We start from the raw sequence: 16246 nt of genomic DNA, 5'->3' as shown, positions 1-16246 counted from the left end.
TCGGCGCTGTCCCGGCCGCTGATCGTCAAGCACCTGGTGGCGGCGGCGCGCACGCACGGCGGCACGATCGTGTCGCACGGCTGCACCGGCAAGGGTGCCACCTCCAGCAGGTACTGCTTGTTGGCCCGCTTGATGGTGAACCAGGGTGGGAACTGGAACAGCAGCGCGCCCAGCTTGTCGGCCTCGACCAGCGGGTCCAGCGCGGACAGGAAACGCGTCCACACCTCCTCGTACGACTGCGCGGGCAGGTCGTCGGGGTAGACGTTCTTCTTGTCGGTCTCCGGGCGCAGGTCCTTGTAGAGCGCGCTGACCCGGGTGGGGTGCCCGGTCAGCAGGCTGAACGCCTTGACGTTGAAGGTGAAGCCGGCCGGTGTGCGTTCGGCCCACAGCCGCGCGGTCGCCTCGGCGGGCGGCGAGTAGTAGGTGGCGTCCACTTCGACCAGCGGGAACTGCTTGGCGTAGTAGGCCAGCCGCTTCTCCGGGGTGTCGGCGGTCTGCGGATACCACCCCGAGTCCAGCAGTGTGCGGTCGGTCCAGGACGCGGTGCCCACGAGGATGTCACCCATGGCTGAAGTCCATCGCGTCCCGGACCGACCGGCAACCGCTGAGGTGGCTCAGGCCGCCCGCCGCTCGCGAGTCTGCTTGCACGTCACACAGGTGGTGGCGGACGGGAAGATCTCCAGCCGCTCCACCGGGATCGCCGCCGAGCAGCCCTCGCACCAGCCGTAGGTGCCCTCCTCGAGCCGGCCGAGGGCGTGCTCGTACTGGGCGCGGCGGTCGAGGATGGTGCGCAACAGGGACTGGGCGGTGTCCCGCTCGGCGGTCTTGGTGCCGCTGTCGGCCTGGTCGTCGCCGGCGGTGTCGCCGACCTCCACCAGTCGCAGCACCTGGCTCTGGAGCACCGCCTGGTCGTACTCCGCGGTCAGCTCGTCGTAGCGTGCCTGGAGCGACTGTCGGATCTGGTCGATCTCCGTCTGGGACCGGGCCGTACCGACCGTGTCGTGGACGAGCATCGCTGCCTGCCTTTCCTGGGCCTGTGGCACAAGGTGAACCGGGTGCCGCGGCGCGGGGCCCCGGTCACGGTCGCGTTCGGTGCGCGGGCGATCACCCGTGCTCTGTGAGCCGGGCGAGTACCCGCCGGACCAGCCGGGCAAACCGACAAATTCTCGGTTGTTGTCAGTCGTTGTCGCCGGGCTCCACGAGCGCCGGTCGGCGAGGGTCGTCGGCGCGTACCACGACGTCGGCGAAGCTCGCCGGTACGACCTCCTCGGCGTACCGGTCGAAGGCCGGCAGCGCCCACTGCTGGGCCGCTTCGGTGCGTCGGCGAAGCGCCGCCGGGGACAACTCCAGGTGGACGGTCACGTCGAAGGGCAGGCCGCCGCCGAGCAGCAGTGAGCCGCTGACCAGGACGACACCGCCGGGTGCCAGGTCGACGTAGCGGGCACGGCTGGCCCGGTCGGCGTCGGCGTCCCAGAGCGACGGGAGCAGCCGGCCGCTGCCGCCCGCAGCGGCCGGGTCGAGCACCTCCCGGCGCAGCCCGGCCTCGTCGACCCAGGCCTCGTACAAGGAGTCCGGGTTGGTGCGCCCCAGCTCGAAGCGCAGCGACGCGGGGCGCAGGAAGTCTGTGGCGCGGACGTGCAGCACCGGGTGGCCCTGCGCCCGCAGCGGGTCGACCAGCGCCGCGGCCAGTTCGTCGGCGCCGGCGGCGGGGGCGCCGTCCACTGCCACCCGCAGCCGCGCGGGCCCGGCGGCGGTGCTCGCGGCACGGGTCGCCGCGTCGGCCAGCCGGCCGGTCAACTCGGTGACGAGCAGGTCGGGCGAGATGGGGCGGATGCGCACCGGACCATCCTGCCCCGCGCCGGGTACGTGGGTGTCGCCGGTCAGCCGCTGCGGTCGATGGTGACCCGGGCGTCGTCGGCCAGCCGGTAGCCCACGCCATAGACGGTGGTGACCAGTGGGACGTCGACGCCGACCTTGCCGCGGAGCCGACGCACGTGCACGTCGACGGTGCGCACGCCGGCGTGCTCGTAGCCCCAGACGGCGTTGAGCAGTTGCAGGCGGGTGAACACCCGGCGCGGGTGGGCGACCAGGTGCAGCAGCAGGTCGAACTCCAGCCGGGTCAGCGGCAGCGGCTCCTCGTCGCGCAGCACCGAGCGCGACGAGGCGAGGATGTGCAGGGCGGGGATGGTCGGGCTGATCGGGCGGGCCGGCGACCGGTTGGCGGGTGCCTGGTCGGGGCGGCGTTCGGTCGGGACCGAGCCGATGATCACGCCTTCGCCCCGCTCCAGCATCTCGCGAGCGGCCTCCAACAGCCGGCGTGCCGCCGGGGTCAGCGACTCCTCACAGGCCAGCGGGATGGACAGCGTCACAGTGAGCACGGGCGCGGCGGTGTTCGCCGGGCGACGCTGGCCGCCGGGAGGTCGACCGGGCACCGCGGGTTGGGACGTATGCCATCCGGCACGCGACGAGGCGGGGCTGACCGACATGGTCCTCCTTGGGCTGGTCCGGGTATCTCCCCACGGCCCGGGACGCCGCTTCATCGATGCTTCCCGGCGCCTGGGCGAGGGTCAAGAGGCGGCTGCGTTGCATGAATGTGACAATTGACGAACGCATCGGAGCCGGATGCTCGCTCTGCGTACGAGTGCTGATGATTACAGCAGAGTCGTCGACATGCCCCGTTACGGGGGTCCCCGACCGGTTCACCAGGCGGTCACATCGCCTCCGGACCAGGGCTCAGCTGCTGTGATCCACGCTGATCAGGGCCTCGTCGGCCAGCCGGTAGCCGACGCCGTAGACGGTGGTGACCACCTCCGAGCCGGCCAGCTTGGCGCGCAGCCGGCGGACGTGCACGTCCACCGTCCGGGCCACCGCATGCTCGTAGCCCCAGACGCTGGAGAGCAGTTGCAGTCGGGTGAAGACCCGGCGGGGCCGCTCGGCCAGGAACAGCAGCAGCTCGTACTCGATGCGGGTCAGCGCGATGACCCGGTCGCCCTGGCGGACCATTCGCGAGCCGGCCAGAATGCGGACGTGGTCCGGTGCGGCGGGGCGCGGGGCCGGTCGCGGGCCCGACGCGGGCTCCTCCACGGCACGCAGTTGACCCTCCCCGGATTCGGCCAGCTCGCCGAGCAGCTGCACGAGCCGGGCCAGTCGAGGGCTCAGCGGCCCGGGGACGAGGTCGAGGGTGATGGTCAGGGTCGGGCTGGTGCGCGGGCGGGCCGACGGGCGCACGCCGGGGTGACGGCGCGTGGGGATGGCGACGACGGACATGGTGCCTCCTGAGTGGCGGTACGCGCGCCACGCCGGGTGTGGCGTGACGGTCAGCGGCGCGCCCACCCGGCGTTGACCGGGGACGCGAGGGGTGAAGGGTGGTGCAGTGGGGTCGGGCCGAGGGCCGGTAGGCCGGCGATGCGCCAGGCCGCGAACCCACCGACCACATCGGTGGCCCGGTGCAGGCCGACGTCCTGCAACGCGGCGGCGGCCAGCGACGAGGTGTAGCCCTCCTGACAGAGGATCACCACCGGCACGTCGTAGTCGACGGCCTGCGGCAGCCGGGCCGCGCAGCGTGGGTCGAAGCGCCACTCCAGCACGTTGCGTTCGACGATGAGAGAGCCCGGCACCACGCCGTGCGCGGCCCGCTGTGCCGCCGGGCGGATGTCGACGAGCAGCGCTCCGCTCCGGTACGCGAGGTGCGCGCGCTCCGGGTCCAGCCGGCGCAGCCGGGCCCGCGCGGCGGCCAGGATCTCGTCGATGCCCCGGGAGCCCGGTGGCGGCACGGGGGCGGGACAGTGCTCGGCGGTTGTCTGCATTCTCGGATTCCTTCCGGTGACAGGGGGTTCTCGGGGGGCGCGACTACCAGGACCGACCGGCCTCGGCGACCTCGGCGACCCGCAGCCGCCCGTCGAGGAGGTGATAACGGGTCATCCGCAGCAGCGCCGGGCGGTAGACGTGCACGCTGACCGCCGGGTCGACGCCTCGGTTGGTCACCTGGTGCACGTGCCGGGGGCCGAAGCGACGGCCCGCACCGGCCGGCAACAGTCGGGGGCGCAGTCGGCCGGCGCTGACCGTCTCCTCGGTGAGCACGCCGCTGACCACTCGGAACGCTCCGGAGGAGCCACCGTGGTCGTGCAGGTCGGTGCCCTGCCCGGGCAGCCAGCTCAGCGCCCACACCTCGTGTTCGTCGCCGACGGCGAGGCGGGCGTACCAGCGCTCGGCTGGATCGAAGCGCAGCGCGACCGGCCAGCCGGCCGGGTCGGCCCACCCGGCGGCAACGGTGAGCAGGTCGGGCTCCGGACGGTGGTGCGTCATGGCGGTTCCTCGCGGGTCGTTCGGCGGGGTGCTCTCGTACTCTAGACGGCAAAGCCTATAGGTTTAGTAGGTAATTCCGTCTGATGGGACGCCGGTCATCCGCTCGGGTGAATCAGCGCAGCACCGGCGGGTCCGTGCGATAGCCCGGCAACGAGGGCCAGCGCACTGTCAACACCACCGACGCGCGCTCGGCGAACCAGGAATGGTCCACCCCACGCGCCCACACCACGTAGTCGCCCGGAGCGGCCAGCCGTACCGTCCGGTCCGGCAACTCCACCCGGAAACACCCCTCGACGAGTACGAGCAGAGTGGTGCGCACCTCGCCGGTCGCCCACCGCGACCGGGCCTGCCCGGGCGGATGCACGCCCCACTTCACCTCGACGTCGGTGCTGTGCCGGATCTCCTCCGGCGGCGCGAAGTGCCCGAGCAACCAACCAGCGTTGGTGGCGCCGTCGACGCCCGCGTTGCCCAAGTACACCGTCTCACCCATCGGACCCCTCACCCTGCGCGCCGGCCGAGCAACCTATCAGGACCGGTGTGGCTGGGGTTGTCTCCCGGATCCTCGACGAGCCGGGACGAGGCCCAGACGGCGATCCGGCACGGCGGCTGGACGTTCGGATACCGGTGTTGTATCCGGACGTCCAGCCAACGCCGCCGGGCGTCGTCCGGGTCCGTCGTGGGCCGGCGAGGATCCGGCTAACACGCCCTATCCTGGACCGGTGACCGAGAACCTCGACGCCGAGACGCTGGCGTTCGCGCACCGAATGTTCGACCTGGCCCGCGCCGGCGTCACCGACGAACTGGCGGCGCAGATCGACGCCGGCCTGCCGGTCAACCTCACCAACGACAAGGGCGACACGCTGCTCATCCTGGCCGCGTACCACTCCCACCCGGACACGGTGGTCGCCCTGCTCAGCCGCGGCGCCGACCACACCCGAGCCAACGACCGAGGTCAGACCGCGTTGGCAGCCGCGGTCTTCCGCAGCAGCGCCGAAGCGGTCCGCGCACTCCTCGCCGCCGGCGCGGATCCGGCACACGGCAACCCGTCGGCCATCGAGACGGCGCGCTTCTTCGACCTGCCGGAGATGACAGAGCTGCTGCGCGTCGGCTGACACCGGCACGGCCGGCCGGTATACAGGGTCGGTGGAAGATCCCCTGCCGGAGCAGATGCGGACGGCCGCGACCGCGCTGCTGACCGCGCTCGACCCCGCCGCCCGCGAGAGCGCCGTGCACTCGTTCGACGACGAGGCGGCCCGACGCTGGCTGGAATACCGGCCCAGGCCCCGACCGGGCGTCTGCCTCGCCGAACTCGACGTCACCGCCCGCAAGGCCGCGCACCGGTTGCTGGCCACCGCGCTCAGCCCCTCGGCGTACGCACAGGCGATGGCGATCATCTCGCTGGAGGAGGTGCTGGACCGGGCCGAGGGCTGGCAGCGCGGGCGGCACAGCGCCGACTACTGGGTGGCCGTGTTCGGTGACCCCGCGCGCGACGACCGTTGGGCGTGGCGACTCGAAGGGCACCACCTGTCGGTGAACATGACAGTGGTGGACGGTCAGGTCTCCCCCGCGCCGATCTTCTTCGGGGCCAACCCGGCCGCCGTCCGCTACGCCGGCCGGCCGGTCTCCCGCCCACTCGGTGTCGAAGAGGACCTGGCCCGCGCCCTGCTCGACGCGCTGGGTCCCGCCGAGCGGGCCGCCGCGATCATCGCCGACGAGGCGCCGGCGGACATCATCAGCGCCACCCGTGGGCGGGTCGACGCGCCGCTGGAGCCCCTCGGCGTACCGGCACAGCGGCTGGCACCGACCGGCCGTGCCCTGCTCGACCAGGTGGTCGCCCTCTACCTCGACCGGTTGCCGCCCGAGCTGGCCATCCGGGAAGCGACCCGACTGGACTCCGGCCCGTTGCACTTCGCCTGGGCCGGCCCGACCCACCCCGGGCGGCGGCACTACTACCGGGTACAGGGCGACGACCTACTGATCGAGTACGACAACACCACAGCGGACGGCAACCACGCGCACACCGTGCTGCGCCGCCCCGCCAGCGACTTCGGTGCCGACGTCCTGGCAACCCACCACCAAACCCACCCCCACTAACCCCACCCCACCCCGCCCCCTCACCGCCCTCACCCCGCCCTCGCCCCGCCCTCGCCCCGCCCTCGCCCCGCCCCGCCCCGCCGATCTTGCAGTTTCGGTGGTCGGATTGCCCTTCTGGATGGGTTTTGCCGGGACAGAAAGTGCAAGATCGACGCGTGCGGGGGACCGGGGACCGGGGACCGGGGTTCGGCGGGAGCGGGACAGGGGTGGGGTGGTTCAGGGGTGGGTGGCCTCGATGAGGAAGCGTTGGGCGTGGGCGACGAAAGGGCCCTCTTCGGCGATGCGGTGGTGGAGGTCGCGCGGAGGTGCGCGGTAGCGCTCGACAGTGAACCCGGGCACGGTCCAGATCACCTTGCGCAGGAACCAGACCACCGCGCCGATGTCGGCGACCGTCCCCCGCAGCGTGGCCGACGCAGGTCGACCACCCGCAGGCCAGCGGCCTCGGCAGCGGCGACCGCGTGTTCGGGGTGCCGCTGGGTCGGTGGTGGCAACGGTCCGAGGATCGCCTGACTCAGCTCCCGCATGGTGCCGGCCCCGATCTGCTGGGACAGGAACGTCCCGCCGGGTCGCAGCACCCGTGCCGTCTGAACCCAGTCGGTACGCACCGGCCCAGGTGGCAGGCGCGAGATCTTCGGGAGCGAAGGTGTCAGCGGATCGTGGGCCGACCAGCCGTACGGATGCCGGCGAGGGCGTCCAGGCCGCCGGTCTCGGTACGTCCGCTGTCGAACTGACGCATCAGCCGTGCGCCCAGGTGCACGCCGACCGCGCCGACGGCCAACGCGACCAGCTCGGTGGCCAGGATCGTGACCGACGCGCCGCGCTGCGGGGAGTGTGACCGGACCAGGCAGGTGAGCAGGAACATGGCTGCCATCACCGCGTTCACCAGGTTGAAGGCGACAGCGGTGCGGCGGGTACGGTCGCCCGGCACGTCCCACAGGTCGACCATGCCGGCCACGGCGGTCAGGGCGGCGGCGACGAGCGCGGCGACGCCCGTCCAGTAGCCGACCTCGCCGAGGAACGCGGGCCCGCCGACGACGTCGGTGAGGTCGAAGACGGTGGCGCTGACGAAGAGCCCGAGCGGGAACGTCACGAGCATTGGTTGGATCGGGTGCCCCTGCACCCGCAGCCGGCTCTGCATCGGTCCTCCCCCGGGTCGGCGCAGCTCACCTGACCAGAGTGCTACCCGAGGGCGGTCGCGACGAAACGATGCCGCCCGACTCGCCGGCAGCAGAAAGAACGGGCACCGAAGCCGCCGCCGGACCAGCGCTGATCAACTCGGGTTCCCGGAAGTCGGGGCGTCCGCGCGACTGTGACACCGCGGGTTCAAGGGACTTCGCGTCGATCACGGGCGGCACCACTGTGGAGATGCCAGCCGGGGTCAGTTGTCGCGTTGGCGGGAGACCGTCCGGACCAGGCGCTCGGCCACCTCGCGCAGCGGGATGTCCAGCGACGAGGCGGCGGTCCGCAGCACGTCGAGGGCCTCGGCCGGAGGGCACCCGCGCTGCGTCATGATGACGCCGACGGCCTGGCCCACCACCCCGTCGTGCAGGAGTGAGGCGTCCCGTTCACCGGCAAGGGTGAGCTGTCGGTTGCGGTCACGGACGGCGGCGAGCAGCAGACCGGCGTGTTCGGCGAGCAACATGGCGGTCAACTGGTGTTGCGGGGTCAGCAGGTCCGGCGCGGCGGCGTACAGGTTGATCGCCCCGATGACCTGGTCGTCGATGTCGACCGGTGCGGAGATCACCCCGCGTACGCCGAGGTCGCGGGCGTGCGCCGTCCAGGCCGGCCAGCGGGGCTCACCGGTCAGGTCGGCGGCGAGGATCATCTCGCGGAGGTGGATCGCGCTCATCGCCGGCGTGTCCGGCCCGTGTCGCAGGTCGTCCAGCCCGGCCAGCCCGTCGTCGGAGGCGGCCACCCCGGCTGGCTCGCCGGCCCGCAGGGCGGTGAACCCGCACCAGCGCACCCCGGCGACGGCGTCCCGCGTGACGCGGACCAGTGCCAGCAGCGCCTCATCAAAGTCGGTCAGGGCGATCAGCCCGGCAGTCAGCTCCCGCAACAGTGCGGCTGCTTCCAGCACACCGAGGGTGTGCACCACCGGTTCCCGCGTGTCGAGGTTCACCGGTTCGCAGCCTCCGTGCCGTCTCGCGCCTGACCGGTACGCGTCGTCACCTGTGTCATCGTCTGCTCTCTCCCGACTCGACCGACCAGCCCTACTACCCTGGGAAACCTGGGTCGAAACGGCGTAAATCGGGGCCCCGGTCGCCCGCGGAGGCGCGGTCGGGGCCCCAACGCTCGATACGTCAGCGCGTGGCGCCGCCGAGCCGCCGCCCGATCGACGCGATCAGACGGTCGAGCTCGGACCCGAACGGGTTGTCGTGCACCAGGTACGTCCAGGTGGCGGTGGGCCGGACCAGGGTGCCGTCGTCGGGCTGCCAGTCCTCATCGAATTCGGTCTCGGTGAAGGTGGCGATGGTGCGGGCCTCGATCTCCGGGATCAGATCGTTGAACGCCGGCACCGCGGCCCGGTGGAACTCGTCCAGCGGGTCGAGCCGGCCCAGTGCGCGCAGGTGCACGCCCTCGCGGACCTCGGACAGCTCGGCCAGGTGCTCGGCCCAGAGCCGGTCCAGGTGGTAGAGCGCGATCGACCGGGCGGCACGGGCGAGCAGGTCCTCGTCCATCTCGCCGGCCTTCTCGGGCTCCTTCTCCAGCAGCATCACCGCGGCCACGTCGCTGGTCAGCAGCCGCTCCCGGCGCGCGGCAAGGGCCTTACGCTGCTGCTCGATGACCACGCTGTAGCGCCAGGTGTTGCGGTGGATCTCGTGGTTGACGCCCTCGGCGACCCGCTGGGCGTGCTCCACCGCGTAGTCGACCTGCTCGTCGGTCACCAGACCGTCGGCGTTCATCCGCGGCGACGCCGGCACCGAGTCGGCGGCGTGCCGGACGACGAGGTCGTCCTCCAGGCTGACGAAGAAGACCGAGCCGCCCGGGTCGCCCTGCCGGCCGGCCCGACCACGCAACTGGTCGTCCACCCGGCGGCTGTCGTGCCGGCCGCTGCCGATCACGTAGAGCCCGCCCAGCTCGGCGACCCGCTCCTGGTCGGTCTGGTCACTGCCGCCGAGGCGGATGTCGACGCCACGGCCGGCCATCTGGGTGGAGACGGTGACCGCGCCGTACGCGCCGGCCTCGGCGATGATCGTGGCCTCTTCGTCGTCGTTCTTGGCGTTCAGCACGACGCACGGCACCCCGGCGGCGTTCAGCCCGGCGGCGAGCCCCTCGGACTCCTTGACATCCAGGGTGCCAATCAGCACCGGCCGCCCCTTGGCGTGCGCGCGCTGGATCTCGTCGACGAGCGCCTCGTCCTTCTCCGCCCGGGTGGCGTAGATGCGGTCCGGCTCGTCCTCACGGATGCACGGGGTGTTCGGCGGGATCACCGCGACCTCGAGGTTGAAGAACTCCCGCAGTTGGTCGCCGACGAGCACCGCGGTGGCGGTCATCCCGCACACCTTCGGGTAGAGCGCGATGTACGCCTGCATGGCGATGGTGCCGAGCACCTCGCCCTCGGCGGTGGCGTCCAGCCCCTCCTTGGCCTCGACAGCGGCCTGGAGACCGTCCGGCCAGCGGCGGCGCTGGGCCACCCGGCCGCGCATCTCGTCGACCAGCTCGACGGAGCCGTCCCGGACGATGTAGTCCACGTCACGGTGCAGCAGGGCGTGCGCGTGCAGCGCCACGTTGACCGCGGAGAGCTGCTCGACGTGCTCCTCGTCGTACAGGTCGATGCCGAGCTTGGCCTCCATGGCGGCCAGGCCGGCGGAGGTGAACGCCACGCTGCGCCCGTCCTCGGCGACCGTGTAGTGCTTGTCCTTGCGCAGGCCACGGACGAGCGCGGCGGCGGCGTGCACCGGGTCCTGCTCGCCCGGCACCGCGCCGGCCAGGACCATCGGCACCCGGGCCTCGTCGATCATGATCGAGTCGGCTTCGTCGACGATGGCGGTGGTCAACGCGGGCTGCACCCGGTCTTCCACGTCGGTGACCAGCTGGTCGCGCAGGTAGTCGAAGCCCGCCTCGCTGACCGAGACGTAGGTGACGTCGCAGGCGTACGCGTCGCGCCGCTCCTGCGGGGTGGAGGCCTCGTTGACCCAGCCGACGGTGAGGCCGAGCAGGGTATAGACCGGCTCCATCCACTGGGCGTCGCGGCGGGCCAGATAGTCGTTGATGGTGAGCACGTGCACCGGGCCGTTACCGAGCCGGACGTGCCCGTACGCGGCGATCGTCGCGGTCAGTGTCTTGCCCTCACCGGTGGCCATCTCGGCGACCTTGCCGGAGAGCAGCGACATGGCACCGAGCAGCTGCACGTCGTACGGCCGCTGGTCGAGGCCGCGGCGGGCGGCCTCACGGCCGACGGCGCAGATCTCCTCGTAACCGGCGGCGGCACCCGCTGCCGCGGTCAGCTCGGCGTCGTCGAGCGCGGTGAGCTCAGCCTCGCGCGCCTCGATCGCCGGGAGCAGTTTCTCCAGCGGAGCAAGATCCACGGTCGAGCCGGGGCGCTGGAGGAACCGCCGGAACTTGCTCTTGAACCGTTGCGACACACCCATGAGCGGCAACGGTACGCGATTCTGGCCGGCGTGCGCGGCCCGGTCGCCCGGCAAGTTCGCCGCGACCGGGCGTCGGTCACCCGACCAGCAGTTGGTGACTGGCGAGTTCCCGGTACAGCGGGTCGGTGGCGGTCAGTTCGGCGTGGGTACCCACTGCCACCACCCGGCCGCCGTCGAGGACGACGATCTGGTCGGCGTCGACAACGGTGGCGAGCCGGTGCGCCACGATCAACAGGGTCCGGCGGACGGCCACGGCGTCGATGGCGCGGCGCAGCGCGACCTCGTTGCGGGAGTCGAGGTTGCTGGTCGGCTCGTCGAGCAGCAGCACCGGCGGGCCGGCGAGCAGCGCGCGGGCGATGGCCAGCCGCTGCCGCTCACCTCCGGAGAGCAGCACTCCGCCCTCGCCCACCTGCACGTCGAGGCCGAGCGGGGTGCGCTGCGTCAGGTGGCCCAGGTTGACCTCGTCCAGGACGTCGCGCAACCGGTCGTCGCTGGCGTCCGGGGTGGTGATCAGCAGGTTCTCCCGCAGCGTGCCGGCCAGCACGGGAGCCTCCTGCTCGACGTAGCCGAGCCGGGCCCGCAGCGCGTCGCGGGGCAGGTCCCGTACGTCGGTGCCGTCGAGGCGGACCGCGCCGGCGCTCACCTCGTAGAAGCGCTCGACCAGGGCCAGCAGTGTGGACTTGCCGGCGCCGGACGGACCGACCAGGGCGGTCCGGGTGCCGGCGGCGACCGCGAAGCTGACCTCGTGCAGCACCGGCTCGCCGCCCGGGTAGCCGAAGCCGACCCGGTCGAACTCGATCATCGGGGTCGGGCGGCGCGGGGTCGCCGTCGCGCTGCCGGGCGCCGGCCGGTCGTCCGCGCCCTCCGCGGGGACGGCCAGGATCTCCTCGATCCGCTGGAGAGCGCCCAGGCCGGACTGCAACTGGGTGTACGCCCGCAGCACCTGCCCCAACGGCAGCGCCAGCAGGAACAGGTACATGACGAACGCGACCAGGTCACCGACCGAGATCGCCCCGGCCGCGACCCGCGCCCCGCCGATGCCGAGCACCAGCAGGAACGCGCCCTGCACGGTGACCGAGCCGATCGGGCCGACCAACGCCTGCACCCGGGCCACCCGCAGCCCCGCCGCGTACGCCTCGCGCGCGCTGCCGGTGACGGTCTGCGTCTCCCGGGTCTCGGCGCGGCTGGCCCGGATGGTCCGGGCCGCCGAAATGGCCCGCTCCACCGCCGAGGTCATCTCGCCGATGCGCTCCTGGGCGACCCGGGCAAGCGCCCGGACCCGGCGGGCGAAGGTGGCGGCGAAGATCAGCCCCAGCGCCACCCCGAGCAGGGTGACGCCGAACAGCAGCGGGTCGAGCAGCACCATGGCCGTGCCGGCGCCGACCACCGTCACCGCCCCGGTGACCGTCTCGAACAGCCCGGAGGTAACGACGGCGCGCAGCAGTGTGGTGTCCGAGCCGACCCGGGAGAGCAGGTCGCCCGTGCGGCGGCGGTCGTACTCGGCGATGGGCAGCCGCAGCAGGTGGCCGGCGAGCCGGCGCCGGGTGCCCAGCACCACTCCTTCGGCGGTGCGTTGCAGCAGGTAGTCCCGCAGCCCACCGATCGCCGCGCCGAGCACCACGAGGGCCACCAGCACCGCCACCAGCACCGCCACCAGCTGGGACACGCCCTGCTCGGCGCCGATCCGCTCGAGCACCGACCGGGTGAGCAGCGGCTGCGCCAGCGACGCCGCCGAGCCGATCAGCGACAGCGCGCCCACCACGACCAGAGTGCCGCGGTGCTCCCGCAGGTACGGCAGCAACGCGGCCAGGCCGACCGGCCGGCCCCCAGGGTTGCCGCCGGCCGGCCGGTCGGTCGAGGTGTCGCCGGGAACCGGCCGTTCCTGCACGGTGCTCATGTCGCGAACGGTAGCCGCCCTCGGCACGCGGCGAAGGCGGCTCAGGTGGCGAGCACCACCTGAAGCTCCTGGCGACGACGCTCGGCCAGGTCGGCGAGGAGGGCGGGCGCCTCGTCGAACGGCACCACCGCCGAGACGAGATGCTTACGGATCGCGTCGCCGTACGTCCGGAGCAGGTCGACGGTCTCGGCGGAGAGCCGTTCGCGGTCCCAGGTGGGCGCGAGCCCGCGAGGCACCCGGCCGATCTGGGCGCAGCGCAGCGACAGCCCGTTGTGGTGGAACTCCTCACCGAGGCGGACCGCGTCCGCGCCGCCCTGGTAGAAGGCGAGGTCGATGACGGTGCCCTGGGGCCGCAGCAGCCGCAGGGCGAGGTGCAGCGCCCACGCCTGCCCCCGGCACTGGAACACCACATCGGCACCCCGGTCGCCGGCGGTGTGCGCCCAACGGGTCTTGAGCACCACCGCCGGGTCGTCCGCGTCGGGGTCGAGGGTTTCCAGACCGAGCGCGTCGGCGACCTGGCGGCGGTGCGGGGTGGGGTCGAGCACCACCACCGACGCGGCGCCGTTGCGTCGGGCGAACAACGCCGTCAGCAGCGCCACGACACCGGCGCCGACGACGGCGACCCGTCGGCCGCGTACCCCGTCGCCGAGCGCGCGGACGTCGGTGCCGTGCAGGTCGGCGGCGGCGTGCAGCAGACCGTTGGCGCAGATCGGGCCCATGTGCGCGACGTAGACGCCGAGCAGAGGGTCCAGGTCGTCGGGCAGCGCCACGAACCGTTCGGCGACCGGGTCGGCCAGCCAGCCGGTGCGGTGCCCGTACGTCATCGCGCCGACCGTGCCCACCGCGACGGCCGGGGTCTCGCTCTCCACCACCCGGCCGACCTGCATGTAGCCGAGTCGGGTCACCGGGTAGGGGGTGCTGGCCGCGCCCGGCTGGAACAGGCCCAGGTCGGGGTTCCAGGTGACGTTCAGGTAGGGGTTCGTGCCCTTGACGTAGCTCAGCTCGGTGCCGGCGGAGACACCGCTGAACAGCGTCTCGACCCGGAACGTGCCGGGGCGCAGCGGGGCGGCGTCCTGCTCGACCAGGTCGACCCGGCCGGGGCCGGTGACCACCACGACCTTGTCACGCATCGACTGCCACCCCGGTGGTGAGCACTGCCGGCGCGGTCGCGGTGGCGAGCCGCACCGTGGTGCCGGTACGGGCCGAGTCGGCGACCGCGAGGGCCAGGCGTTGGGTGGCGAGGGCCTCGGCGTACGGCACGCGCACGTCGTCGCCGATGCCGCGGACGGCGTCGACGAAGGCGCGGTCCACCGCCACCCGGGCGGCTTCCGGGTCGGCGGGGACGTGTCGTTCGCCGTCGGCGTCGCGGATCGACAGCCCCTCCTCGGTGATCGCGAGGGCCACCCCGTCGGCGAGGATCTCCAGGCCGGCGCGGTGCTTCCAGCCGAGGACGCAGGCGGCGCTGAGCGTGCCGACCGCGCCGTCGGCGAAGCGCAGCGCGGCGGTGGTCACCGAGTCGATGTCGGCGCCGTCGACCGGCGGTGGGGTGCCGTTGCCGTACGCGGTGACCTCGGTGACCTCGCCGGCCAGCACGCGGATCAGGTCGAGCACGTGGGCGGCCTGCTCGACCACCGGCCCGCCGGAGCGGTCCCGCCGCGACCACCACGCCACCGGGGGCACCTTGTCCAGCCAGGCGCCGCTGACCATTCGCACCGGACGGTCGGCGAGCAGGTCGCGGGCCTGGTCGAGCACGCTCAGGTAGCGCCAGTGGTGGCCGACGGCGGTGCGCAGCCCCCGCCGCGCGACCAGGTCGGCGATCCGCTCGGCGGTGCGCAGGTCGACCGCGACGGGCTTCTCCACGAACATCGGCACCCCGGCCTCGATCACCGCCTCCTCGGCGGGGCCGTGCGCGAACGGTGGCACGCAGACGTACACGGCGTCCAGATCGGCGGCCAGCAGCGCGGCGACGTCGGCGAAGGCCCGCCCGCCGTGCTGTTCGGCCAGCGCGGACGCCGCCTCCGGCGCCACGTCGGTGACCCCGACCAGCTCGACGTCGTCGAACCCGGCCAGCACCCGCGCGTGACGCTGTGCCACGCCGCCGGCTCCGACCAGCCCCACCCGACAGTTCCGCATCCCCACACCCCTTCGAAGACTTTTCATCTGCGATGGGAGCAGTCCCCTGAGCTGTGCGCAATCAAACGTTCATCCCCCGGGAACGAATTGTCGTCACCTCTGTGATCAAGCTGTTGCCGAGAATGCGGTTAGCGGGTGATGAGGAATGGGAACAACCAAATTCGGTTTTTCCACGCACGAACGGAGGGGTGCCCGTGCGGGATATGACATCGACTGTGTCGCCGGTGGTCGAGGCGTGGGCTACGTACCGGACGACGTCGGCGGCCGACTGGCCGACCCGTCGGCTGATGCGCGCCAAGGGTGAGACCCGGGTCAGCGTGGTGCTGCCGGCGCGCAACGAGGAGGCCACCGTCGGCGCGATCGTGTCGACGATCCGGGAGCACCTGATGGATCGGGTCGCACTGGTCGACGAGCTGATCGTGGTGGATTCCCGCTCGACGGACCGGACCGCGCAGGTGGCCCGTGCCGCCGGCGCGGAGGTGGTCAGCCAGGACGCGATGACCAGGGGGTTGCCCCGGCTGACCGGCAAGGGCGACGCGCTCTGGGCAGGGCTGGCCGCCGCCGAGGGAGACGTGGTGGCGTTCATTGACGCCGACCTGCGGGAGTTCCGGCCGCACTTCGTGAGCGGACTGCTCGGGCCGCTGTTGACCGACCCGTCTGTCGACTTCGTGAAGGGCTTCTACCACCGCCCTCTGGTGGGCACCGCCAGCGTGGAGCAGGACGGCGGGGGCCGGGTGACCGAGTTGATGGCCCGACCGCTGCTCAATCTGTTCTGGCCCGAGCTGGCCGGCTTCGTGCAGCCGCTCGCCGGCGAGTACGCGGGCCGCCGGGACGTGCTGGCCCAGGTGCCGTTCGTCTCCGGGTACGGGGTGGAGACGGCCATGATGATCGACCTGCTCGACCTGGTCGGCCTGGACGCGCTCGCGCAGGTCGACCTCGGTGAGCGCAAGCACCGCCACCAGGACACCGCCGCCCTGGGCCGGATGTCCGCGCAGATCATGCTGACGGCCTGGTCCCGGCTGCAACGGCGCGGCTGGGCGACCCCCGGGTTCGCGCCGGAGTCGTTGCTGACGCAGTTCCGTCGCGGTGGTTCCGACACCCTGCCGAACCTGGACCGCGAGATCGTGGTCAGCGACGTGTCGATCGAGGAACGCCCGCCGTTGGCCGAACTGCGCCACCGGGTGCCCCGCCGCCGGGTGGCCGCCGCGTGAGCGCCAGCAGCCTC

General features: G+C 72.6%; 17 protein-coding genes and 2 pseudogenes. 4 read left to right on the top strand and 15 right to left on the bottom strand.

The features are described from left to right. Positions 1-96, top strand: a pseudogene (locus tag ABZ749_RS03560) (argininosuccinate synthase domain-containing protein); the annotation flags it as partial. A 2-nt stretch (positions 97-98) separates the two neighbouring features. Here ABZ749_RS03560 and ABZ749_RS03555 read toward each other — a convergent pair. The 8 genes and pseudogenes from ABZ749_RS03555 to ABZ749_RS03520 all read right to left on the bottom strand — a co-directional run. Then, a pseudogene (locus tag ABZ749_RS03555) lies at positions 99-566 on the bottom strand (DUF72 domain-containing protein); the annotation flags it as partial. Between the two features lie 48 nt (positions 567-614). Further along, complete coding sequence (locus tag ABZ749_RS03550) at positions 615-1013, bottom strand: TraR/DksA C4-type zinc finger protein (RefSeq protein WP_124823205.1); 399 nt, start codon at positions 1011-1013, stop codon at positions 615-617. A gap of 163 nt (positions 1014-1176) precedes the next feature. Next, positions 1177-1839, bottom strand: coding sequence for a uridine kinase (locus ABZ749_RS03545; RefSeq protein ID WP_357222358.1), 663 nt, complete (start codon positions 1837-1839; stop codon positions 1177-1179). Between the two features lie 41 nt (positions 1840-1880). After that, positions 1881-2486: a winged helix-turn-helix domain-containing protein gene (locus ABZ749_RS03540; protein ID WP_355007887.1), complete on the bottom strand. Its 606-nt coding sequence runs from the start codon at positions 2484-2486 to the stop codon at positions 1881-1883. Between the two features lie 247 nt (positions 2487-2733). After that, the gene (locus tag ABZ749_RS03535; RefSeq protein ID WP_357204212.1) at positions 2734-3267 is read right to left on the bottom strand and encodes a winged helix-turn-helix domain-containing protein; all 534 of its coding nucleotides are present in this window, start codon (positions 3265-3267) and stop codon (positions 2734-2736) included. 50 nt (positions 3268-3317) lie between these two features. After that, the gene (locus ABZ749_RS03530) at positions 3318-3806 is read right to left on the bottom strand and encodes a rhodanese-like domain-containing protein (protein WP_357204210.1); all 489 of its coding nucleotides are present in this window, start codon (positions 3804-3806) and stop codon (positions 3318-3320) included. A 43-nt stretch (positions 3807-3849) separates the two neighbouring features. Continuing rightward, positions 3850-4305 (bottom strand): cysteine dioxygenase family protein, encoded by a 456-nt coding sequence (locus ABZ749_RS03525; protein ID WP_357204208.1) that lies wholly within the window; start codon positions 4303-4305, stop codon positions 3850-3852. Between the two features lie 112 nt (positions 4306-4417). Beyond that, entirely contained in the window at positions 4418-4795 is a 378-nt protein-coding gene (locus ABZ749_RS03520) for a signal peptidase I (RefSeq protein WP_357222356.1), read from the bottom strand. Positions 4796-5024: 229 nt separating this feature from the next. Between ABZ749_RS03520 and ABZ749_RS03515 the strand changes: the two genes are divergently transcribed. Both ABZ749_RS03515 and ABZ749_RS03510 read left to right on the top strand, forming a co-directional pair. After that, positions 5025-5417, top strand: coding sequence for an ankyrin repeat domain-containing protein (locus ABZ749_RS03515; RefSeq protein WP_357222354.1), 393 nt, complete (start codon positions 5025-5027; stop codon positions 5415-5417). A 31-nt stretch (positions 5418-5448) separates the two neighbouring features. Further along, positions 5449-6399 carry a DUF3500 domain-containing protein gene (locus ABZ749_RS03510; protein ID WP_357222353.1) on the top strand — a complete coding sequence of 317 codons (951 nt, stop codon included), beginning with the start codon at positions 5449-5451 and terminating at the stop codon, positions 6397-6399. A gap of 216 nt (positions 6400-6615) precedes the next feature. Here the strand turns inward: ABZ749_RS03510 and ABZ749_RS03505 are convergent, their stop codons facing one another. From ABZ749_RS03505 to ABZ749_RS03475, 7 genes are all read right to left on the bottom strand, one after another. Further along, entirely contained in the window at positions 6616-6771 is a 156-nt protein-coding gene (locus ABZ749_RS03505) for a hypothetical protein (RefSeq protein WP_357222351.1), read from the bottom strand. Positions 6772-7045: 274 nt separating this feature from the next. Further along, positions 7046-7537 carry a DUF2231 domain-containing protein gene (locus ABZ749_RS03500; protein WP_357222349.1) on the bottom strand — a complete coding sequence of 164 codons (492 nt, stop codon included), beginning with the start codon at positions 7535-7537 and terminating at the stop codon, positions 7046-7048. A 240-nt stretch (positions 7538-7777) separates the two neighbouring features. Beyond that, complete coding sequence (locus ABZ749_RS03495) at positions 7778-8518, bottom strand: GAF and ANTAR domain-containing protein (protein ID WP_357222347.1); 741 nt, start codon at positions 8516-8518, stop codon at positions 7778-7780. 181 nt (positions 8519-8699) lie between these two features. After that, positions 8700-10991 (bottom strand): accessory Sec system translocase SecA2, encoded by a 2292-nt coding sequence (secA2, locus tag ABZ749_RS03490; RefSeq protein ID WP_357222345.1) that lies wholly within the window; start codon positions 10989-10991, stop codon positions 8700-8702. Positions 10992-11067: 76 nt separating this feature from the next. Next, on the bottom strand, positions 11068-12888 hold the full coding sequence (locus ABZ749_RS03485; RefSeq protein WP_357222343.1) for an ABC transporter ATP-binding protein: 1821 nt from the start codon (positions 12886-12888) through the stop codon (positions 11068-11070). Positions 12889-12929: 41 nt separating this feature from the next. Next, a complete protein-coding gene (locus ABZ749_RS03480) occupies positions 12930-14018 on the bottom strand; it encodes a zinc-binding alcohol dehydrogenase (protein WP_357222341.1) in 1089 nt (362 codons plus the stop codon). After that, positions 14011-15021 (bottom strand): Gfo/Idh/MocA family oxidoreductase, encoded by a 1011-nt coding sequence (locus ABZ749_RS03475; RefSeq protein ID WP_357222339.1) that lies wholly within the window; start codon positions 15019-15021, stop codon positions 14011-14013. The genes ABZ749_RS03480 and ABZ749_RS03475 overlap by 8 nt, the downstream gene beginning before the upstream one ends. 194 nt (positions 15022-15215) lie before the next feature. On the opposite strand from ABZ749_RS03475, the gene ABZ749_RS03470 reads away from it, so the two are divergent. After that, the gene (locus ABZ749_RS03470; RefSeq protein WP_357222337.1) at positions 15216-16232 is read left to right on the top strand and encodes a glucosyl-3-phosphoglycerate synthase; all 1017 of its coding nucleotides are present in this window, start codon (positions 15216-15218) and stop codon (positions 16230-16232) included. Positions 16233-16246: the final 14 nt, after the last annotated feature.

The organism is Micromonospora sp. NPDC047753 (assembly GCF_040642735.1).
In the GTDB taxonomy this organism is placed as follows: domain Bacteria; phylum Actinomycetota; class Actinomycetes; order Mycobacteriales; family Micromonosporaceae; genus Micromonospora.
This window is presented reverse-complemented; position numbering and strand designations above follow the sequence as displayed.